This window comes from Sphingobacterium sp. UBA5996 (genome assembly GCF_002429765.1).
GTDB lineage: Bacteria > Bacteroidota > Bacteroidia > Sphingobacteriales > Sphingobacteriaceae > Sphingobacterium.
The window spans coordinates 174,505-194,183 of sequence record NZ_DJAS01000004.1; the positions used below are offsets into that span (position 1 = coordinate 174,505).

General features: G+C 37.8%; 11 protein-coding genes. 3 read left to right on the forward strand and 8 right to left on the reverse strand.

What is annotated here, in order from left to right; genetic code table 11:
* Window positions 1–261: 261 nt before the first annotated feature.
* From B3E00_RS03735 to B3E00_RS03770, 8 genes are all read right to left on the reverse strand, one after another.
* Complete coding sequence (locus B3E00_RS03735) at window positions 262–1,491, reverse strand: RagB/SusD family nutrient uptake outer membrane protein (protein ID WP_293937020.1); 1,230 nt, start codon at window positions 1,489–1,491, stop codon at window positions 262–264.
* A gap of 151 nt (window positions 1,492–1,642) precedes the next feature.
* The gene (locus B3E00_RS03740; protein ID WP_293937023.1) at window positions 1,643–3,088 is read right to left on the reverse strand and encodes a SusD/RagB family nutrient-binding outer membrane lipoprotein; all 1,446 of its coding nucleotides are present in this window, start codon (window positions 3,086–3,088) and stop codon (window positions 1,643–1,645) included.
* 11 nt (window positions 3,089–3,099) lie between these two features.
* A complete protein-coding gene (locus tag B3E00_RS03745; protein WP_293937025.1) occupies window positions 3,100–6,213 on the reverse strand; it encodes a SusC/RagA family TonB-linked outer membrane protein in 3,114 nt (1,037 codons plus the stop codon).
* 1,070 nt (window positions 6,214–7,283) lie between these two features.
* Window positions 7,284–8,294, reverse strand: coding sequence for a hypothetical protein (locus tag B3E00_RS03750; protein ID WP_293937028.1), 1,011 nt, complete (start codon window positions 8,292–8,294; stop codon window positions 7,284–7,286).
* A gap of 118 nt (window positions 8,295–8,412) precedes the next feature.
* The gene (locus B3E00_RS03755; RefSeq protein WP_293937031.1) at window positions 8,413–9,870 is read right to left on the reverse strand and encodes a SusD/RagB family nutrient-binding outer membrane lipoprotein; all 1,458 of its coding nucleotides are present in this window, start codon (window positions 9,868–9,870) and stop codon (window positions 8,413–8,415) included.
* Window positions 9,871–9,888: 18 nt separating this feature from the next.
* Window positions 9,889–13,122, reverse strand: coding sequence for a SusC/RagA family TonB-linked outer membrane protein (locus tag B3E00_RS03760; RefSeq protein ID WP_293937033.1), 3,234 nt, complete (start codon window positions 13,120–13,122; stop codon window positions 9,889–9,891).
* Between the two features lie 723 nt (window positions 13,123–13,845).
* Window positions 13,846–15,117 (reverse strand): serine--tRNA ligase, encoded by a 1,272-nt coding sequence (gene serS / locus B3E00_RS03765; RefSeq protein ID WP_293937036.1) that lies wholly within the window; start codon window positions 15,115–15,117, stop codon window positions 13,846–13,848.
* A gap of 119 nt (window positions 15,118–15,236) precedes the next feature.
* The gene (locus tag B3E00_RS03770) at window positions 15,237–16,310 is read right to left on the reverse strand and encodes a class I fructose-bisphosphate aldolase (RefSeq protein WP_293937039.1); all 1,074 of its coding nucleotides are present in this window, start codon (window positions 16,308–16,310) and stop codon (window positions 15,237–15,239) included.
* Window positions 16,311–16,421: 111 nt separating this feature from the next.
* Between B3E00_RS03770 and rsmI the strand changes: the two genes are divergently transcribed.
* The 3 genes from rsmI to lnt are packed head-to-tail and all read left to right on the forward strand — an operon-like array spanning window position 16,422 to window position 19,571.
* Window positions 16,422–17,087 (forward strand): 16S rRNA (cytidine(1402)-2'-O)-methyltransferase, encoded by a 666-nt coding sequence (gene rsmI / locus B3E00_RS03775; protein WP_209576571.1) that lies wholly within the window; start codon window positions 16,422–16,424, stop codon window positions 17,085–17,087.
* Between the two features lie 37 nt (window positions 17,088–17,124).
* Window positions 17,125–17,883, forward strand: a complete 759-nt coding sequence (locus tag B3E00_RS03780) for a PH domain-containing protein (protein WP_209576573.1) — start codon at window positions 17,125–17,127, stop codon at window positions 17,881–17,883.
* Window positions 17,884–17,906: 23 nt separating this feature from the next.
* Entirely contained in the window at window positions 17,907–19,571 is a 1,665-nt protein-coding gene (lnt, locus tag B3E00_RS03785; RefSeq protein WP_293937042.1) for an apolipoprotein N-acyltransferase, read from the forward strand.
* Window positions 19,572–19,679 lie beyond the last annotated feature (108 nt).

The following is a 19,679-nucleotide window of genomic DNA, read 5'->3' on the forward strand; positions in this document are numbered from 1 at the left end:
GACCTACTTTTAAAAGCCATGGGATTGAATATTTCCACGTCATACGTATTATCTTCAAAATAAAATGGCCGGTACAAGTTGTATCGGCCATTTTATCGTAAAGATTAGCAGCTAAAACTATTCTAATCCCTTATTGTAATCACTTTCGCGAAGTGGAATAGACCACGTCCATTTATTTTTATCTTGAGGATTGATGATAACCGCCAATGATGTCAAGAAATTACCTCCATTTGCAAACGCATTGCGAACAATAGGATCTCCTCATCGCTTCATATCAAACCAGTCAAATCCTCCCCCCAAAAATTCAATCGCACGATACAGTTTAATTTCCTTTAATAATGCAACACCAGTTTTTGTACAGTTGTAATTAGCATCTCTGCCAGATGTAGCATTTAAAACGTTCAAAGTTGATTGGATCTCGGAAGCTGGCTTATTCTGAAAGTATTTTGCTTCCGCCTCTATTAGATACATCTCAGCAGCTCTAAAATGATTTAGATTTCCAACTCCTGGTAAGTCTTTAGCTTTAAACTTGAAATTCATATAAGCATACGGAACGGCTGTCGATTGCAAATCTGGGAATGTCTGAAAAGCTCTAGCTTTCATAGCAGCACCGGCAATACCCGTTGCAGTCGTATATGCATCGTTTTTAGGATCAAGAAACAGATCTCTTCTGATATCTGTTTTCGGAATCTCATTAAATAATTCACGGCTAATACATTTTGGAGTTGTTCTTGCTGCACTAGCGCTAGAATTATAAGCTATATATGATTGAAATGAATAAAAGAACAAAGTTTCATCTGCTGCACCATAACTGCTCCAAATCCACTCACCGTTAGGGTCGTAAAATCCACTTTTGTATTCAGCATTAGTCATCAGCTTATAATTTGCACGAGCAAGAACAGCATACTTTTCTGCACTAGCATAATCTTCCTTATTTAAGGCTGCTCTCGCAAAGACAGTATATGCAACATCTTTATTTACCTGAAAGTTTTTTCCCGATTCGCGATTTAATCCAGCCTTTTCATATAATCCGATCGCTTCATTCAGATCCTTGTAGATTAAATCATAGGTCTGCCCCAAAGTTGATAACGGCATATCACCAGTAGAAACATCCGTTCTTAACACTAAACCTCCCGTTTGACCATTATTAGAATCGCTCCACCGATTTCCATAGATTTGAGCCAACATCATGAAGCTATATGCCCTAAAAGTTAGCGCCTGCGCTTTGATAAATTGCTTTTCCGAATCTGGACCTTCTGCTGCATCTATATTTAATATGATCTCATTTGCATTTACGATAAGTTTATAGTAATAATACCACGGGTAGTATAAATAAATACTTGTAAGGTTTTGATTGTAATTCGCATTAATGATATCAGCCCATCCGCTAAGATTAACAAAAAAATTGTTGCCGGGATAATTACCGTAGTACATCTTGATTGTTCCCTCACCATTGAATCCCTGACTGCTCAGATACTGTTGTGTCATCATAATATATAAAAAAGGCGATTAATTAAAACGTAAATTTTAATTAATCGCCTTAAAACACCACTTAAATGACTTATTTTGTAGCCTATTAAGTTAATTTTGGGATTCATATTGAAACTTTTTCAATGCTTTCCCTATAATTTTACCTCAATTATTATAAATCAAACCAAACCTTATCATAGTATTTGGGCTGAGGGTTTGGAATATTCGGATTAGCCGCAGTTTCATCAGTAGATAATGGAAATCGCCTAAACAAAGGCCCTGATGTAGCACCTTTTGGAACCTCCATCTTTGGAACTTCATTCCCATCAGTACCTGATCTTCTCCATTGAACAAAGGCTTCCATCGGTCTGTCCATCAGATCAACCCATTGTTGAATATGAATTTCTTTTAAAGGATCAGAAAGAGCATTTAATGCTGGCAACGAATTAAGATACGTTGCTATAGCCGTCTGGTCAGCTTCATAAAAATTCATAGCTGCCTGAAGAGCTTTTCTGTAGAGATCATTTGCCTTTGTCAAATCTTTAGTAACACCAAGACCGCGAGCATAAACTTCTGCTTCCAAAAATAGCATTTCTTGATAAGACAGTAATAAAGATGGTGCGTCTTTCCTATACAAATACTTTGATATTAAAGAAGTCTTACTATCTGCATCAACATTCGCTAAAACACCAACATATGTTTTGGAATCCGGCCCTAAATCGAAATATTTTGGCAATCGAGGATCATTATTTGGAACCATTATGTCAGTAACCAACTTATTTGCGTAAGTGAATGGATTCTCACCTAAAAATAATCGATATTTTGGATTTTCATTATTAACTGTTGTTGTATAAGGCACCTTCCAGGTATCTGATGCAGAATTTATCATTGCATCTGGCGTAGATACTAATTTTCCAATCGCATCAGCTTTTGAAGGGTCTTTATCCACCATCACCATTAGTGTTTTAAACTTAAGCGAATTTGCCAGTTTTTTCCATTGATTCAAATTTCCCTTATAGAAGACATCATAATCAGCTATTTTAAGTGAACTATTTAAATCAATTTGTGCATTCGCTTCATCTAAAAGCTTTATAATATTCTCTAAAACATCTTTTTGAGCATCATATTTTGGATATGGGAAACTCTCTGGATTCCATGCTTCCGTATACGGTACGTCCCCATAAAGTGTAGTAGCTTCAAACATTAATTGAGCTAATATAATCTTACACTGAGCTGCGGCATTGTTTTGGACTGGGCTAGATGATTCAGCAATTTGTATAGCTTGTTTAAGATTATTTCCTGAAGTGCTGTAATATACCTTCCAGGTATTTCCGACAAAATTAGGGCTAATATTATATAAATTGGAAGATCCCCAGTTATCAGAAAAATCTCCTCCTGACGCTAGTGTTTGCCCCAGAAATCCCAACGCGATATAATTATCGCCACTATTTTTACTTACATCCCAAGCTGTAACAGCATATCCAAATAAAAGTTTAGGCTCAACTTTTGTTGCTGTCAAAGGATTACTATTTATATCTAAATATTTATTACACGAAACTATGCCTGAGGCAGAAATTAATAACAAAGCCCCCGCCAGTATTTTATTTTTAAATTTCATAATGTCAATGATTAAAAGTTTAATCTTAAATTCATACCAAATGATCTTGTTGAAGGAATACTATTGAATTCGACTCCTTCTCCAACACTTCCTGAACCAAAGAAATTCAACTCAGGATCCACATGAGGAACATGGCTCTTTATCAGCCATAGATTTCTTCCCTCAACGCCAATTTCTGCACCCTTTATAAATTTAGATTTCAAAATACTTGAAGGCAAGGCATAAGCAAATCTAACCTCTCTTAACTTAACAAAGCCTGCATCAAATACATTGGAAACAGTATTTGTCGTACTTGCCTCCCAAACCCAATAGTCTTGAGCACTAATCTCTTTCGTATTTGGAATATACGATCCATTCGACAAAACTACGCCAGGAGTTACAATCTTATCGCGATTGGAAGTTTCCGCTGCCAAACCACTTCCCCTTAAATTAGCGACTGTACCCGAGAAAAATTTCCCTCCTTTACGAATATCAATTAAAGTACTTAGAGATAATCCTTTATAGCTAAATGTATTATTAATACCCATTGTCCAATCCGGATAAATACTTCCTAGTCGCTGATTTGCCACCGCTGTTTTCAATCCCGTTTTGCTATCAATAATAATTTGCCCGTCATCTGTTCTTGCCCAATCACTTCCGTAAAGACCAAAACTTTCACCTACACTAGCTTTAATTTGAAGACCATTGTAACCGCTAGCTAAACTATACTGAGTTAATCCTGGAGCTAACTCATTGACTTTTTGTTTATTTTTCGCAAAGTTAAAATCTACACTCCAATTAAAATCTGCCGTCCTAACAGGTACTACATTCAAGCCAATTTCCACCCCTGTATTTTGGATCTCCCCAACGTTTATATATTTTGAAAAATAACCTGTTGAAATCGCTACATCAATAGGAATTAACTGATTTCTAGTGACATTATTATAGTAAGAAAAATCTAACCCAATTCTATTTTTCAAAAACTTCAACTCTAACCCCGTTTCAAAAGAATTTTGTTTTTGAGGTTTTAAATTTGCGTTCGGCAATATTTTCGGTGCTGTAAAAGCTGTTTCTATTGGCCCAGCAGGGAAAACTGTTGCAGTTGACGAAACATATTGCAAAAAGACTGTAGAAGTTGGAGTATATTGATAGTCTAAATTATAAGCAGCCAAATCACTACCTACTGAAGCCCAGCTTGCCCTTAGTTTTCCATAATCCAACCAATCTAAACCTTTATTTTTAAGTAATTCAGAGAAAATAAATGACCCACCCACAGAAGGATAAAAATATGATCTATTCGCAACTGGCAGAGTTGAAGTCCAATCATTTCTACCTGTCACATCCAAATATAAAAAGTCCTTATAACTTACACTTAAGTTACCATAAGCTCCTAAAAGTCTTCTTTTACTATATCCTAAAGTAGGAGTTTTACTGGAAGCATTGGTATAGTTCCACAATTGGTCAATAGTAAGACCTACAGCCTCTACGTTCGTACTTTGGGTAGTACGTTCATTAATATTACCACCAACTATTAACTTAAATTTAAAATTTTCTATTAAATTATTTTGTTCAATTGTAGCAATTAAATCGTCATTAAACTGTTTACTCAACAAATCATAGTTTATGAATCTTCCAGTCATAAATCCTGCTGTTCCTTTACGTACGTGTTGAGATCTTTTCTCTGTATAGACGTCTGCACCAAAATTATTACTGATAGTAACCCAATCAACTGGCTTGTAAGTTAAAGTATATGTTCCTAAAAAACGATCAACCGTATTTCCATTTCTATTGTAATTCATTACCCAAAAAGGGTTGTTACCATTTCGATTCGGACTCAGGAAAATTTGTTCACCAGTATCTGGATTTTCAAAATTGTTTTTTAGCAAGTCAATGTCGACTGTTCTCGGCAAACCAAAAATAGTTGAAATAATTGCATTCGTATTATTTGAGCTTTGCGCTGGTCTACCATCTGATTTTAAATTTGTATATGATCCAGTAAATCTAGAAGATAGTTTAGGATTAAAGTCTTTACCAGCATTGATAGATAGAGTATACCGATCCAGTTTTGATTCAGGAATAATTCCTCTTTCGTTTGCACTAGAAAAACTGATTCTATAGTCCGAATTATCTCCGCCACCAGCAAAAGCAATATTGTTCATTAAAGAAGTTCCAGTTTGGAAATAATCTTTAACATTATTAGGGTATGCCTGAAGTGTAACGTCTTCACCTAAGAAATTTTTAAATTTTTGTCCACTCACTTCGGATATATTCGGTCCCCAACCATTTGTTTGTGTCAAAGCATATACTCCTTGATTTCCTTGAGCATATTCATTTTGAAATTTCGGTAAAACCAAGGGATTATCAAAACGTAGGGAAGAATTTACGCTAATAGAACTGCTCCCTTTCGCACCTCTCTTAGTCGTGATAATAATTGCTCCATCTTTCGCACGTGCTCCATATAATGCCGTTGCTGCCGCACCTTTCAGTACAGTCATTGACTCAATATCATCTGGACTCAAATCTCCCATTCTATTTCCAAAATCCACATTACTAGCAGTCGTTCCACCTACGGACGTAGCGTCGCTTACAGTTAGACCATCGATAACATATAATGGAAATCCACCATCCAAAGAATTCACACCGCGAATAACGACTTTAGTTGATCCCCCAATTGTTCCTGATTGAGCATTAACCCTTACCCCTGCTGCTTTACCTGCTAACGAATTCAATACATTTGATGATCGAGCCTTTGTTAACTCTTCAGACTTAATTGTCGAAGCTGCGTAACCCAATGATCTTTGCTCTCTTTTAATACCCATCGCAGTTACAACAACTTCTTCTAATGCGTTATCCATATTATCCAAAGTGACATTAAATGCAGATTGTGCCTCTTTTACGATCAAGGTTTTATCGGCGTATCCAACTGAACGGAATACAATCATTTTACCTGTTGGAACAGATAGCGAATAATTACCATTCGTATCTGTTTGTGTGGCGACGTTAGATCCTTGCACAGCAATTGTGACGCCCACCAATGGCTTGCCATCAGCACTAGTAACACGACCGCTTACTTTTTTCTCTTGCGCAAATGCAACAGACGTAAGAATCATACTACCCACGAAAAAACTGAGTAATTTGTGTTTCATATGTTTATGTTTATTAAAAATGTTTATTCTTGATAATATGCTTTGGTTAGCTATATACTTTCCAATAATTTATATATGCGTTATAGTTAGTAACGTTTTACCTTGGATTGCATCCACAGGTTAAAAAACGTTAAATACAAAATTATAACTTTTTTTAACATTTGCAATGCTAGCATAATTTTAAAATAACAATTAATTCACAATAAAATATAAATATCTGAAAAACAGACTTTTATTTTTTTCAGGTAAATCATTTTTACGTAACACTTTTACATTAAATACGAAAACTATTTACATCAAACCTTATCTGTTTATGTTAAATAATATATCAAATTTCCAATTTCACTGTGAGATGGCCTCCCCTATTATCTTTAGGGTAAAAACTTATTACACTTCTATTCATAACACAATACGCATAAAGATCGTAGTATAGCGCACACCTTTTTCCAATCACCTTCACACCGGACATCGACATTCAGTTCAGCTAAAAAAGTATCAGAGTCAATAAAATGACGAATAGTATAATAAGTCAACTCAAAATCCTTAGTGAGAATTTCTCTTTCTTCCTGCGCGCTGTTCTATTACTTAACTATCATTCTGCTTAAAAAAAACTTATGGAAAGTAAACTTAGGCTCGCGCTATATTCAATCTTGTGTGATCGTTGTGGTAAACTATAGCCAACCAACACATCACCAATAGGTGACCAAGTCCTACCTTTTTCCCAACGCTGCTCGAATTTTCTTCGGGCAGGCTTCGAATCTCCCTCAGATTAAATTCGAGGAACAGCTATGGAAAATACGAGGCTAATTCTATCAAAGGCAGAAGTTATTAGGGAATTGGTGGAGAAAAAGTCGCCACAAAGCGGTACCTCTATCCCTAAGTCAGGTGGACTTTGACAGCGCTTAAATTTTCTTTGGTACATGTTCGAGGCATGTTTGCCTCCCTTCGACTGGGCTTTAGCAGGAATTTGAGCATACTTCTATTTGCGTGATCGCCTTGAACAGAAATTTCCCACAAGCATCGGCAGCGAATTTCTTTTCAAACACTGATTGAAGAACGTGTCAAAAACACTACAAAGATATTGGAATCGTATAACTCACAGCCACAGGCTCTCCTTGCAGTCTACCCGGCTTCCAAGGTCCAACAGCCTGAATCGCTGTTGTAATCGCGCTACTGACCTTGATAGGAATATCCTGATCATATTTAAATTTACTGAGTATACCATCTTTGTTGACAACAAATGTCACGTTAATAAGCCTAGACTTCAATTGAGTAATTAAATTGTCCGATATATCGATCTGCCGATAAACGGCTTCCATAAACTGCTTCAATTTAAGCGGAAGAATCGGTGCAGATTCCTTCGTATCAGCATCGTATAAAATAACCTCTCCATTGGCACGGAATCGTTTCCCACTTTGGAGAATTCCACCTAAATACTGTTCTTCATAACGGCTCCCCATATTCCAACCTTCCCATTTACCCTCTCTTTCATTATCCTTTAGCTCTCCTTCAAAATAAGTACCATCCGAATAATCCAGTCGAAGGAATCCATTTCCCCTCTTCAATAGGTAATTTCCCAAGGAATCCATATACAACAAGTGATATGGTTTTGTCATTCTCGAACCCGTAAACGGATTTTGTGCAGTGTCAATATGCGTCACGAGCATTTTCAATTTTCCTGTTGGATAATAATAGTATGAAGAATCCGTAGGCACACCGTCTGCATCAAATTTCTCTAAGCTTTTCAACTGTCCATTTGGATAGTATACTGTCGACTCCCCGACATACTTCCACCCAAAAAAACCAACTGTGCTATCCCGGCTATAAGCGAAGGATTTTATGGAATCAGTCTCCGTATAATAGCTAACAATATTAAACAATCTATTCAAATCATTTCCTACAGGAACAATACATTGATAGGAATAAGACGCTAGTTTTGTGTTAACAGGATTCCCTGATTGATCAAAGTAATTCACTATCGTATCGCTAATAAACAATCCCCCCCTTGCTTTCGAAGAAAATGTTTCTGTAATAGCTCCTATCAAAATGAGCACAATTAAAAATAGAGTCGATCTTTTCATAAAAATTTAGTAGCATTAAGAGGCGCAAAAATACATTTTTTCAAACAAACGCTTGCAAAACAAGAGCGGCAATTTCGAATGAAATTGCCGCTCTTCAAGTATTATAGAATTTAAAAGATTACTTAACGTCCCACCAAACCGGTACTGTAATCGCTTTTGTACCTGGATAGTTTAAGTTAGTTGTCAATTCCGTATTCGGATACAACAAACGCTGCGGCATTTCACCATTAGCCAAAATGGATGCTTTTGATTGAATCAAGAATGTAGGATATCCTGTTCTTCTGTATTCAGTCCATGCTTCAAAATTTTGGAAACCATTCATTGCATAATATTTCTGCGTAATGATTGCTTCTAATTGTTTTGAGGCATCTGTTGGAAATTTACCAGCAGCAGCTAAATATTCAGTTAATCCTTCCGCACCTAAGTAGTTAAATGACGCAGTAACACCTTCATTATACAGTGTAGCAACACTTCCTGTCCCCCATCCTTTCAAAGCAGCCTCGGCTTGTAAGAATTTGCTTTCAGCAATAGAGAATAATTTTACAGGAGCAGTTGCCGAAGCCGTATTTTTAGCATTTGCCCCAGTTACTGGTGAAGGAGCGGAGACTAATTTTGTGTTTTGTCCTCGGAAGTCCCCCTGTTCTAAGTAAGCTACTGTATCTTGCAAGGTTACATTATCAGCTTTTAACAGTCTATTATACAATGCAAATGATCTTTTATCCTTATTTGCTGCAAATGCTTTTACAGCAGTTCCACTCGCAACTACATTTTGAACATATTTTAAACCAACCATTTCTGTATAGAAAGGATTTTGGTTACCACCTGTTGTCGTAAATGTGATGGAAACATCCTCATTTAAAAATGTCGGATTTGTCGCATACAATGCTTTAATACCTGCTTGAGCGGTCGCAGCATCTACGTTTGAAATACGTAAATAAGCTTTCAATTTCAAGGTATTTGCGAATGCAATCCAAGATGCCTTATCGCCTCCAAAAAGCATATCTTGTTCTCCCGGTGTAGTACCAAGATTACCTTTCAATAACTCAACACCTTTATCAATACTTTCGAAAATACTGTTGTATACCTCTTTCTGTGTTTGATATTTTGGACTTAAGTTCGTTGCTCCTTGCAGCGCTTCATCTAACGGAATATCTCCAAAAGCATCAGTCGCTACTTGCAATGTATATGCTTTCAACAAATACGCCATACCAATTGTATAGTTGTTTGCACCACGCTCCGAATTAATGATGATTTCAGCATTGTTGAGTGCACTCCTATAGATAGTTGACCAAATACGATCCGTTGCTGTATTTTTGAGGTTATACTGATCAATAGTTTGATACTGCGACGATGATGGAGCCTGTGTCCAATACTGCGCCCACAAACCACCATATACTTGAAGCTGATTACCTACGATCTGGCTTAACGAAGCTTCAACTGTAGGCAGTAACAGGTTTGGTTCTACTTTTTCTGGGTTATTTGGATTTTCATTAACATCCAAATATTTATTACAACTTGTAAATGCTACGGATCCAACCAATGCAGCAAAAACAAACTTTTTAATATTCTTGTTCATTTTATTATTCTTTATAGTTTAGAAGGATACCTTCACATTGATACCATAGTTACGCAAAGACGGCTGAGCGGTATAGTCAAAACCTTGTGCATTTCCAGCACCAGCAGAATTTACTTCTGGATCTGCATATTTATTTTCGCTTGGCGTCCAGATAAACAGGTTATTACCAAATACACCGACAGTTACATCACCAAAAGGCGTATTTTTTAGCATATCTTTTTTGAATTTATAAGAGATAGCCAAGTTGCGCAACTTCACATAAGAAGCATCTACAACATTCATACCCGGTTCCAAATATGGATAGTAATCCACTTTGTCATAAGTTGCTGTCGTATTTACAACAGAATTACCATTTGCATCTAAGTAAACTGAGTTAGGGAAGATTTGACCAAAACGCTCACCTCCTGTTTCTGCAGATGTACCTGTAAATGCCATGATATCTTTAGTACGTGAATAGAATACACCTCCATGTTTCATATCAAACAATGCAGTTAATGACCAGCCTTTGTAATTGACAGTCGTTCCTAATGAGGCTTGAAATTTAGGATTATAACTTCCTAAATATTTTGCTTCCGAAGTAGGTACTGGTAAGCCTGTTTCTTGGTCAACGATAGTTCTACCTTGTGCATCAGTGGCATTGGTTACAGCATAAAATTCACCGTAAGGGCGTCCTTTAGCGGCAACGATAGACATACCTGAGAAACCACCTAAAGAAACTTGATCAATACCATCCATCAATTCAACAACTTTATTGTTGTTTTTAGTAAAAGTACCCATCAATTCCCAGCTAAAGTTTTCTGTTTTCACTGGTGTCCCACGCAACGCAAGTTCAACACCCGAGTTTTTAATCTTGCCGGCATTAACAACATTGAATCCGTAACCTGTCGAATTTGCAATAGGAATTGCTAAGATTTGATTTTTCGAGTTGTTATTGTAGTAACTAAAATCAACAGTTAAACGATTTCTAAAGAAACCCAATTCTGCACCAACTTCAGCTGATGTAGTGATTTCTGGTTTCAACTCTGCATTTCCTAGAGTCGATCCAGACATGAATGCAGACACATTACCAAATGGGAAAGTTGTCGTTCCAAATCCACCATTGATCTCGCCTCTAGAAAATGTTGTCAACAATTGGTATGGATCTGTATCCGACCCAACTTTAGCATAGTTAGCACGCAATTTACCGTAAGAAAGGATTCTCTTCGCATCTTGGCTTAACAACTCAGAGAATACAAATGAACCACTCACACTTGGGTAAAAGAATGAATTGTTTTTCTTAGGTAATGTAGAAGACCAGTCGTTACGTGCTGTCGCTTGTAAGTATAGGAAGTTTTTATACGACAAATTCAAATCTGCATAAAGTCCGACCAAACGACGTTTTGACCATGAGTCTTGGATTAAGTTCAATGGTCCATTGGAGTTCGCTAAATTATAAAAACCGGGCTGTACCAAACCTCCACTTTCGTTAGTTGCTGTACTTAGATTAGAAACATTACGTTGACGAATGTTGTTACCCAACATTAATGATCCTTTAAAATCTTGATTAAAGTCATGGGTAGCAGTAACCATGAAATCATGAATGATCTCTGTTACATTGTATTGATCGATACGATACTCACCATTGTCAATTAGATCGTTAGCTGTCGAATAATTACCTGAAGTTTTATCAATTGGTGTAAAATTATATTTTGGAGATTCAGAGCGTCTGCGGTCAGTATAATGATCTACCCCTACACGCTCTTTGAAATCCAGCCATTCAAATGGCTTATAACCGACGTTAAAATTACCCAGAATGCGATTTACATTATTATAATTGTTGTAATTTGCCAATGTCCAATAGGGATTCATAGAATAAGCTCCATAATAGCCATACTCATTACTATGGTTTAGACCATTTGCATCGACATAACCATATCCATTATATGGATTGCTTAAATCTTTCATGTCAGCAACAGGAATATCACGAGGAGTTTGTAACAAGTTATTGTATACAGACGAATTTCCCTGTCCCCCGCCTACGTTGTTCGAGTTAATCTGACTATAGTTAGCTGAAATTCCTGCATAAAATTTATTAGAGAATTCAGTTTGACCATTGAATCGAACACCATATTTGTTGTAGTTATCTTTGCTCCCAGGGTAAACTCCGTTTGAGTTCAAAGAATTTAGGCCCAAATAGAAGGAAGACTTTTCACTACCACCCGAGAAACCTAAATTATTATCTGTTGCAAATCCAGTATTAAAAAAATCCCTAACGTTATCTTTAACAGCAGAATATGGCTTTGTTTGTCTTATGCCATTTACAGCTTGTCCCCATTCCTGTGTTTTCCCAGTAAAAGGAGCTCCCCAAGACCAGTTTTCCTTTGGATCATTGACAAAAACCAGGTCTCCATTTTTAGTATAGCCAGAGTAACCTTGACCATATTCGTTCTGAAACTCAGGTAATTTTAAAATAGAAGAAAAGGTATTTGTTGTATTGAAAGTAATATCTGTTTTTCCGCCGCCTCTTTTACCTGTTTTAGTAGTAATGATCAAAGCTCCATTGGATGCACGCGATCCATATAATGCTGCTGCAGCCGGACCTTTCAATATGGTCATCGATGCAATATCATCAGGGTTGATATCATTACCGCGGTTACCAAAATCTACACTTGATAATGATGAACCACCACCGATTACACTGGAGTTGTCAATAGGAACACCGTCGACAACAATTAAGGCTTGGTTATTCCCTGAGATAGACGAACCGCCACGCAAAACGACACGAGATGAACTACCTGGAGAATTTGAGGTTGATGTAATATTCACACCTGCAACTTTACCAGCTAGCGCATTGATAGCACTTGAATTTTGACCTGACCGCAATTCCTCGTTGTTCAAGGTCGGTGCTGAATAACCTAATGTTCTCTTTTCTCTTTTGATAGCATTGGCAGTTACCACCACCTCTTCAAGCGCATTGTCATGATTATCTAAAGAAACATTGAACACCGTGTTGTTGTTATTCACAATAATGGTTTTATCGTCAAAACCAACGGAACGGAATACAACAACTTTGCCTGCAGGTACATTCAATGAATAATTACCATTAGTATCGGTCTGTGTAGCCTGATTAGTACCTTGTACAACTACTGTTACCCCTGGTATAGCTTTACCGTCAGCAGATGTAACACGACCACTAATCTTTTTTTCCTGAGCGAATGCGACCGAAGTCAGAATCATTCCGCCAACAAGAAAACTTAGTAATGTTTGTTTCATGTTTTAGTTAGTTAATTTTATTATTTTTTCTAATCCTATATATTGATATAAATTATATCCGTTCACACAACTGTCCAAACATAAATTGTCTAGACAATAAAACCGCAACCTATCAAATAGACCATTGCAGTTCATTTTTTAACAGTTGAAAATATTATTGAAAAGCAGCCCTAGGTAGATGCAGGGCAATTCTTAGATAAATATCCAGCTGTAAATTTGCTCTTTTCAGCATTTACAGTAAATAATAGTTAGTGCGATTTTTATTAGCGGTGTCAAATATAGAAACCGCAAGTTGTTTTTACAAGTTTTTTAACATAATCCATCTAAATCAGTAAATACCGCAATAATTGGAAGTCAAATTTGCAAATTGTTACAAAAGAATCATTTTAGAATAAAAACTAATCAAAGTAACCTCAAACAGAATTTTATACGGAATCCAATATATTTAACAAAACATTAACAATGCCACAAGAAATCTTTGAGACATCATTCTTTTCATCGCGGCATCAAAAAGAGCATTAATTTATAATGATTCTAAACATATATCGGTAGAATGATAACCAAACTTTCATAACTTTATATGGATCCGCAACATGAAAGAGAACAAAAAATTTCGTCTGGTCGATAGCACTTTAAAATCAAAAAAAAGACGCTCTACCTTCTCAGGCTGAGCGTCTTTCATTTTGTATGAAATAAGTCCAGAGACGACTTATTTATTGATATTTAATCAATATACTCAAACTTAGTGTAAGGCACCAAAACTGCCGGAATCTTAATTCCTTTTTCAGTTTGATTATTCTCTAATATCGCAGCTACAATACGTGGCAAAGCCAATGCAGATCCATTTAGAGTATGTGCCAGCTGCATCTTGCCTTCCGAATTTTTAAAGCGCACTTTCAAACGATTCGCTTGGTAAGTTTCAAAATTGGAGACGGAAGAAACTTCCAACCAACGCTTCTGCGCAGAACTATACACTTCCATATCATAAGTCAATGCAGAAGTAAAACTCATATCTCCACCACATAAACGTAATACACGATAAGGCAACTCTAATTTCTGCAACAGTCCTTGTACATATAAACTCATCTCTTCCAGCACTTCATACGACCTTTCGGGATGTACGATCTGCACCGTCTCTACTTTGTCAAATTGATGCAAACGATTTAATCCACGTACATGTGCTCCGTAAGAACCCGCTTCCCGACGGAAACATGGTGTATAAGCGCAATGTTTTATTGGAAACTGGGGCTCTTTTACAATTTCGTCTCTATAAATATTAGTAACCGGAACCTCAGCTGTAGGGATCAAATAGAGATTGTCATTACCAACATAGTACATCTGTCCTTCTTTATCCGGCAATTGCCCCGTGGCAAATGCAGAATCTTCATTCACCAAAATTGGCACCTGAACTTCTTCGTATCCTTCTTCGGCAGCCTGATCCAAAAAGAAATTGATCAATGCACGCTGCAATTTAGCGCCTTTGCCTTTATAGATGGGAAAACCGGCTCCAGCAACTTTTACGCCAAGCTCTAAATCAACAATACCGTATTTGTTCAACAATTCCCAATGGGGCAATGCCTCCTCTGGCAACGCAGGGATTTCGCCATGGGTCAAAACAACTTCGTTATCGTCTGCACTTACACCGGCCGGAACGGATTGATGTGGTAAATTGGGCAATTGTACGATCTTCTCATTCAATTCTGCCTCAATTGTACCTAATTGATCTAAAAGTTGCTTTACTTGTTCTTTATATCCCGAGGATTTGGATTTGACGGTTTCAGCTTCTTCTTTTTTTCCTTGCCGCATCAGATCTCCAATCTGCTTCGCTGCCGCATTAGCCTCTGCCGAAAGTGCGTCTGATTCCGATTGGATCATACGGCGTTCTTCATCTAAACTGATGATTTCGTCGACCAATCCAATTTCCTTGAAATGCTTGACAGCTAATCTTTCGATCACCGTATCCCTGTTCTCACGGATATAATTTAATTGCAACATAATATAAATGTGTTATTTAAAATAGTGAACAAACTTAGATAAATTTGCCTTTATTTACAAGCTATTTTATTCCCAAAACACCTTTAGAAAGGCTTTTTGAACCTATATTATGCGCTTTACTAAGCAATACTCACCTCATCACACAAATAAACATCCTGAATGGCGTGAAGCAGCGCTACACCTTCCTGCATCGGTTTTTGAAAGGCTTTGCGACCAGATATCAAACCAGTTCCGCCAGCGCGCTTATTGATAACTGCTGTTTTTACGGCTTCTTGGATGTCATTCTGTCCCGAAGCCCCGCCAGAATTGATCAAGCCCGCCCTGCCGGCAAAGCAATTGAGTACTTGGTAGCGGCATAGGTCAATAGGATGGTCGGAAGAAAGCTGTGTATACATACGTTCATCCAACTTCCCATAACTGCTTTTACCCATATTCAACGCTTTGAATCCGCCATTTAATTCGGGTAATTTTTGCTTAATAATATCGGCTTTGATGGTTACCCCTAAGTGATTGGCCTGTCCGGTCAGATCTGCTGCTAAGTGGTAATCTTTATCTCCGACCTTGAAAGCCGAATTACGCAAATAACACCATAATACCGTCGCCATCCCCAAAGAATGTGCTTCCTCAAATGCTTTTGCTACTTCAATAATCTGCCGATCTGATTCTTCAGATCCAAAATATATGGTTGCCCCTACCGCAACAGCACCCATATTCCAGGCTTCGCGAATTGTTCCGTACAAGATTTGGTCTGCGCGATTGGGATAAGTCAACAATTCATTATGATTGATTTTAACCAAAAACGGAATCTTGTGTGCATACTTTCGGGCAACAGCTCCTAATACACCAAAAGTAGAAGCCACAGCGTTGCAATTTCCTTCCAAAGCTAGCTTAACAATATTCTCTGGATCAAAATACTGTGGATTTGGCGCAAAAGACGCTCCGGCACTGTGTTCAATACCTTGGTCCACGGGCAATATTGACAGATACCCCGTATTGGCTAAACGGCCCGTTCCAAAAAGTTGCCCCAAACTTCTTAAAACTTGTGGACTACGATCACTTGAATTGTATACTTGGTCAATAAATGTTGACTGCGGAAGATGAAGCATTGTTTTGGAAACTGCAGGTTGATCAAAATCTAACAAATAACTCGCTTCAGTACCTAGATGGGCCTGTATTTTTTCGATGTATTGCATAATTTATTTAAAATAACGTGATGGAGTTTACTCTAATCTTTAAAATAAAACTTCAAAAAGCACAGAATGTTTTAGCGCATGTTATATAGTAAAAAAAACTTAACTTTGACCATGTTATATTTAGTTCCAACACCTATTGGCAATCTGGAGGACATGACGTTCCGTGCGGTCAATGTCCTAAAAGAAGTGGACCTCATCTTAGCAGAGGATACAAGGACCAGTGCTCCGCTTTTAAAACATTTTGGAATCGACAAAAAAGTATTTGCGCACCATCAGCACAATGAACATAAAGCGGTCTCGGAAATCATTAAATTCTTAAAAGAGGGACAAAACATTGCTTTGATTTCAGACGCTGGAACACCGGCTATCTCGGATCCGGGATTCTTACTGGTACGCGAGGCCATCAAAGAAGGACTGGAGGTACAGTGCTTGCCCGGAGCAACTGCTTTCGTGCCAGCGCTTGTCAATTCGGGGCTTCCCAACGACCGCTTTTGTTTTGAAGGTTTTCTGCCGGTGAAAAAAGGAAGACAAACGCGCTTAAAAACCTTAGCAGAAGAAAAACGAACGATGATCTTTTATGAGTCACCGCATCGTATACTAAAAACAATAGAAGAATTTATCACAATTTTTGGAGCTGAAAGACAAGCTTCGATATCTCGGGAATTGAGCAAACTCTACGAAGAGAATGTGCGCGGAACATTAACTGATTTAAAATTACACTTTGAAAACAATCCGATTAAAGGAGAATTTGTATTTTGTGTAGCAGGATTGGAATAAATTTTAATAATCTTTATGTAATTAAAAAGTATTTGACATGAACATGGAACAATTTGCACAGGATGGGCAGGACATAAAAATCATCGAAAAATTGGTTACTAAAGTCCAGGATATGCTTACTCCAGGAGAAAAAATAGATTATATCGCAGTTCAAAAGAAACCTGCAGTGACTATATTACCGGATAGTATTACCATCAGTAATAAGCGCATATTTATGTGCGAGTTCACTAAATTGGGCTTGGCTACTGATTTCGAAATTTTCGGCTGGCAAGATATCAAAGATATTGCTTTCAAAGAGGAAATCTTCGGTTCGAAAGTGACTGTTATTCCTTTTACTGGGGAGAATTTGAGCATAGACTATATCCCTAAAGTTCAGGCCAGAAAATTGTATCAATATATTAAAGCGGCACTTGAAAATTATAAAAAAGCTGAGTTGGCCGCTGAAAAGGAGAAAATAGTTATTGCTCCAACTGTCGCAAAAGAAGTGGTTATCGAACGGCCAGAAAGTAATATACCGGTTCAGCCAGCGGTTACTTCGCCTGCCCCATCCGCACCACAATCTTATGGTTCGGCTCAGCCAACTTCGTCAGCGCCAGTTCAGGCACAGCAACCGATCGGATCCACCCCTACTGTTCCTTCAGTTTCGGCAGCTCCTATCTCACCTGCTGCGGCAAAGGAAGAGGAGGACGATGAAATTACCTTAAAGCTCAAAAAATTAAAAACGCTCTTCGATAAACAATTAATTACCCAAGAGGAATACGAGAGTAAAAAGAGAGAAGTTTTATCCAGTTTATAATTATAAATGGAAGAAAATATATTGTGAAAAATAACTATCTACTGGCACTTTTAAGTGCCTTTTTATTGTGGTTGGGCTGGCCTCCGATACCCTATTCCAGTCCCTTGTTATTTATTGGGTTTGTTCCTTTGCTGATTGCTGTAGAGAACATTATCCGCAATGAAACATTCCAAAAGAAAGGCCGAAAAGTATTCCTTACCGCGGGCCTAACTGCGGTAGTTTGGAACACAGCCTCGATTTATTGGGTATATAATTCTATATCGGCAGTTATGCCATCCTTTGCAGCTGTAATTATAAGTCTGATACCTTTTTGCTTAGGCGCAACATTAATGGCGGTGGCTTTCTGGCTATATGGGCAACTACGACGCAAAACAAACGTAATGCTATCCCTTTTCGGATTGATGGGATTTTGGATAAGCTACGAATTTCTACATGAATCCTGGGATTTAGCTTTCCCCTGGATGACATTAGGAAATGGTTTCGCCAGTTTCCACCAATTGGTGCAATGGTATGAAATCACGGGAGTCTACGGTGGAACCATATGGATCTGGCTGGTCAACATCTTGGTATTTACACTTTACTTAAATCGGAAGGGATTTTATCCGATCAAACGTAAAATAGTTCCAATTGCTGTATTAACTGCAGTGTTACTAATCCCCAGCACCTACTCGCTGATACGTTACGTTAACTATGAAGAATATCAGAATCCCGCACAAATCGTCGTTGTTCAGCCCAATATTGACCCTTACATTAAATTCAATATAAGCCCTGAAGAGCAATTAAACACATTATTCTCCTTATCAAATTCGGTCGCTAAACCCAATACCGAGTTTTTTATCTGGCCTGAAACTGCGCTATCGCAGAACGGCGATTTCGATGAGGAGAACTTTAGGGAAACCTATTCTTACCAACGCATCTTAAAATTTTTAGATCAGTATAAAAATGGCAATGTACTTTCAGGTATTGAAAGCTATCAGCTGTACAACGATGCCAAAACGCCAACTGCACGCGAAATAGCTCCTCATGTTTATCAAGATAATTTCAATGCCGCGACATTGATCGATTATTCTTCCAAACTACAGTTTTATCATAAGTCCAAGCTCGTTCCGGGGGTAGAACAAATGCCTTTTGGTGCAGCCATGAACATCTTAAAACCGCTATTTAAAGCATTCGGCGGCACTACGGGAGGCTATGGAAAACAGGCCGAACCATCGGTCTTTTATGCGCAAAGTGGCATTGGTGCCGCACCGGTCATCTGTTACGAATCCATTTGGGGCAATTACGTTGCTAAGTATGTCAAAAAAGGAGCACAGTTTATTGCGATCATCACCAATGATGGCTGGTGGGGAAATACTTCGGGCAAAGACCAACATTTACAGTATGCTAAACTACGTGCGATTGAGAACAGACGATGGGTGGCTCGCTCTGCCAACACAGGGATTTCTGGCTTTATTAATCAACGGGGAGATATTGTGCAACAGACCAAATGGTGGCAGCCTGCGGCCCTCAATCAGGAAATTAATTTAAATGAAGAAATTACTTTCTATACGCAAGCAGGTGATATTGCCGCTTATTTGGGTTTGGCGATCGCATTAGGAGGAATTTTGATCCTCATCGTGGTCAGACGAAAAAAGGAACTCAGAACAGAAAAATTCCCATCCCATACTCTCCAGGGCAAAAGGATCTAATTCTTAGAAACCGCAGTACTCAGGCATCTACCAGCGATAATTAGGAAATTAAAATGATAAAAATAAGTGATTTGATACCTGTAATTTACTTGAGAGATTTGTAATTTT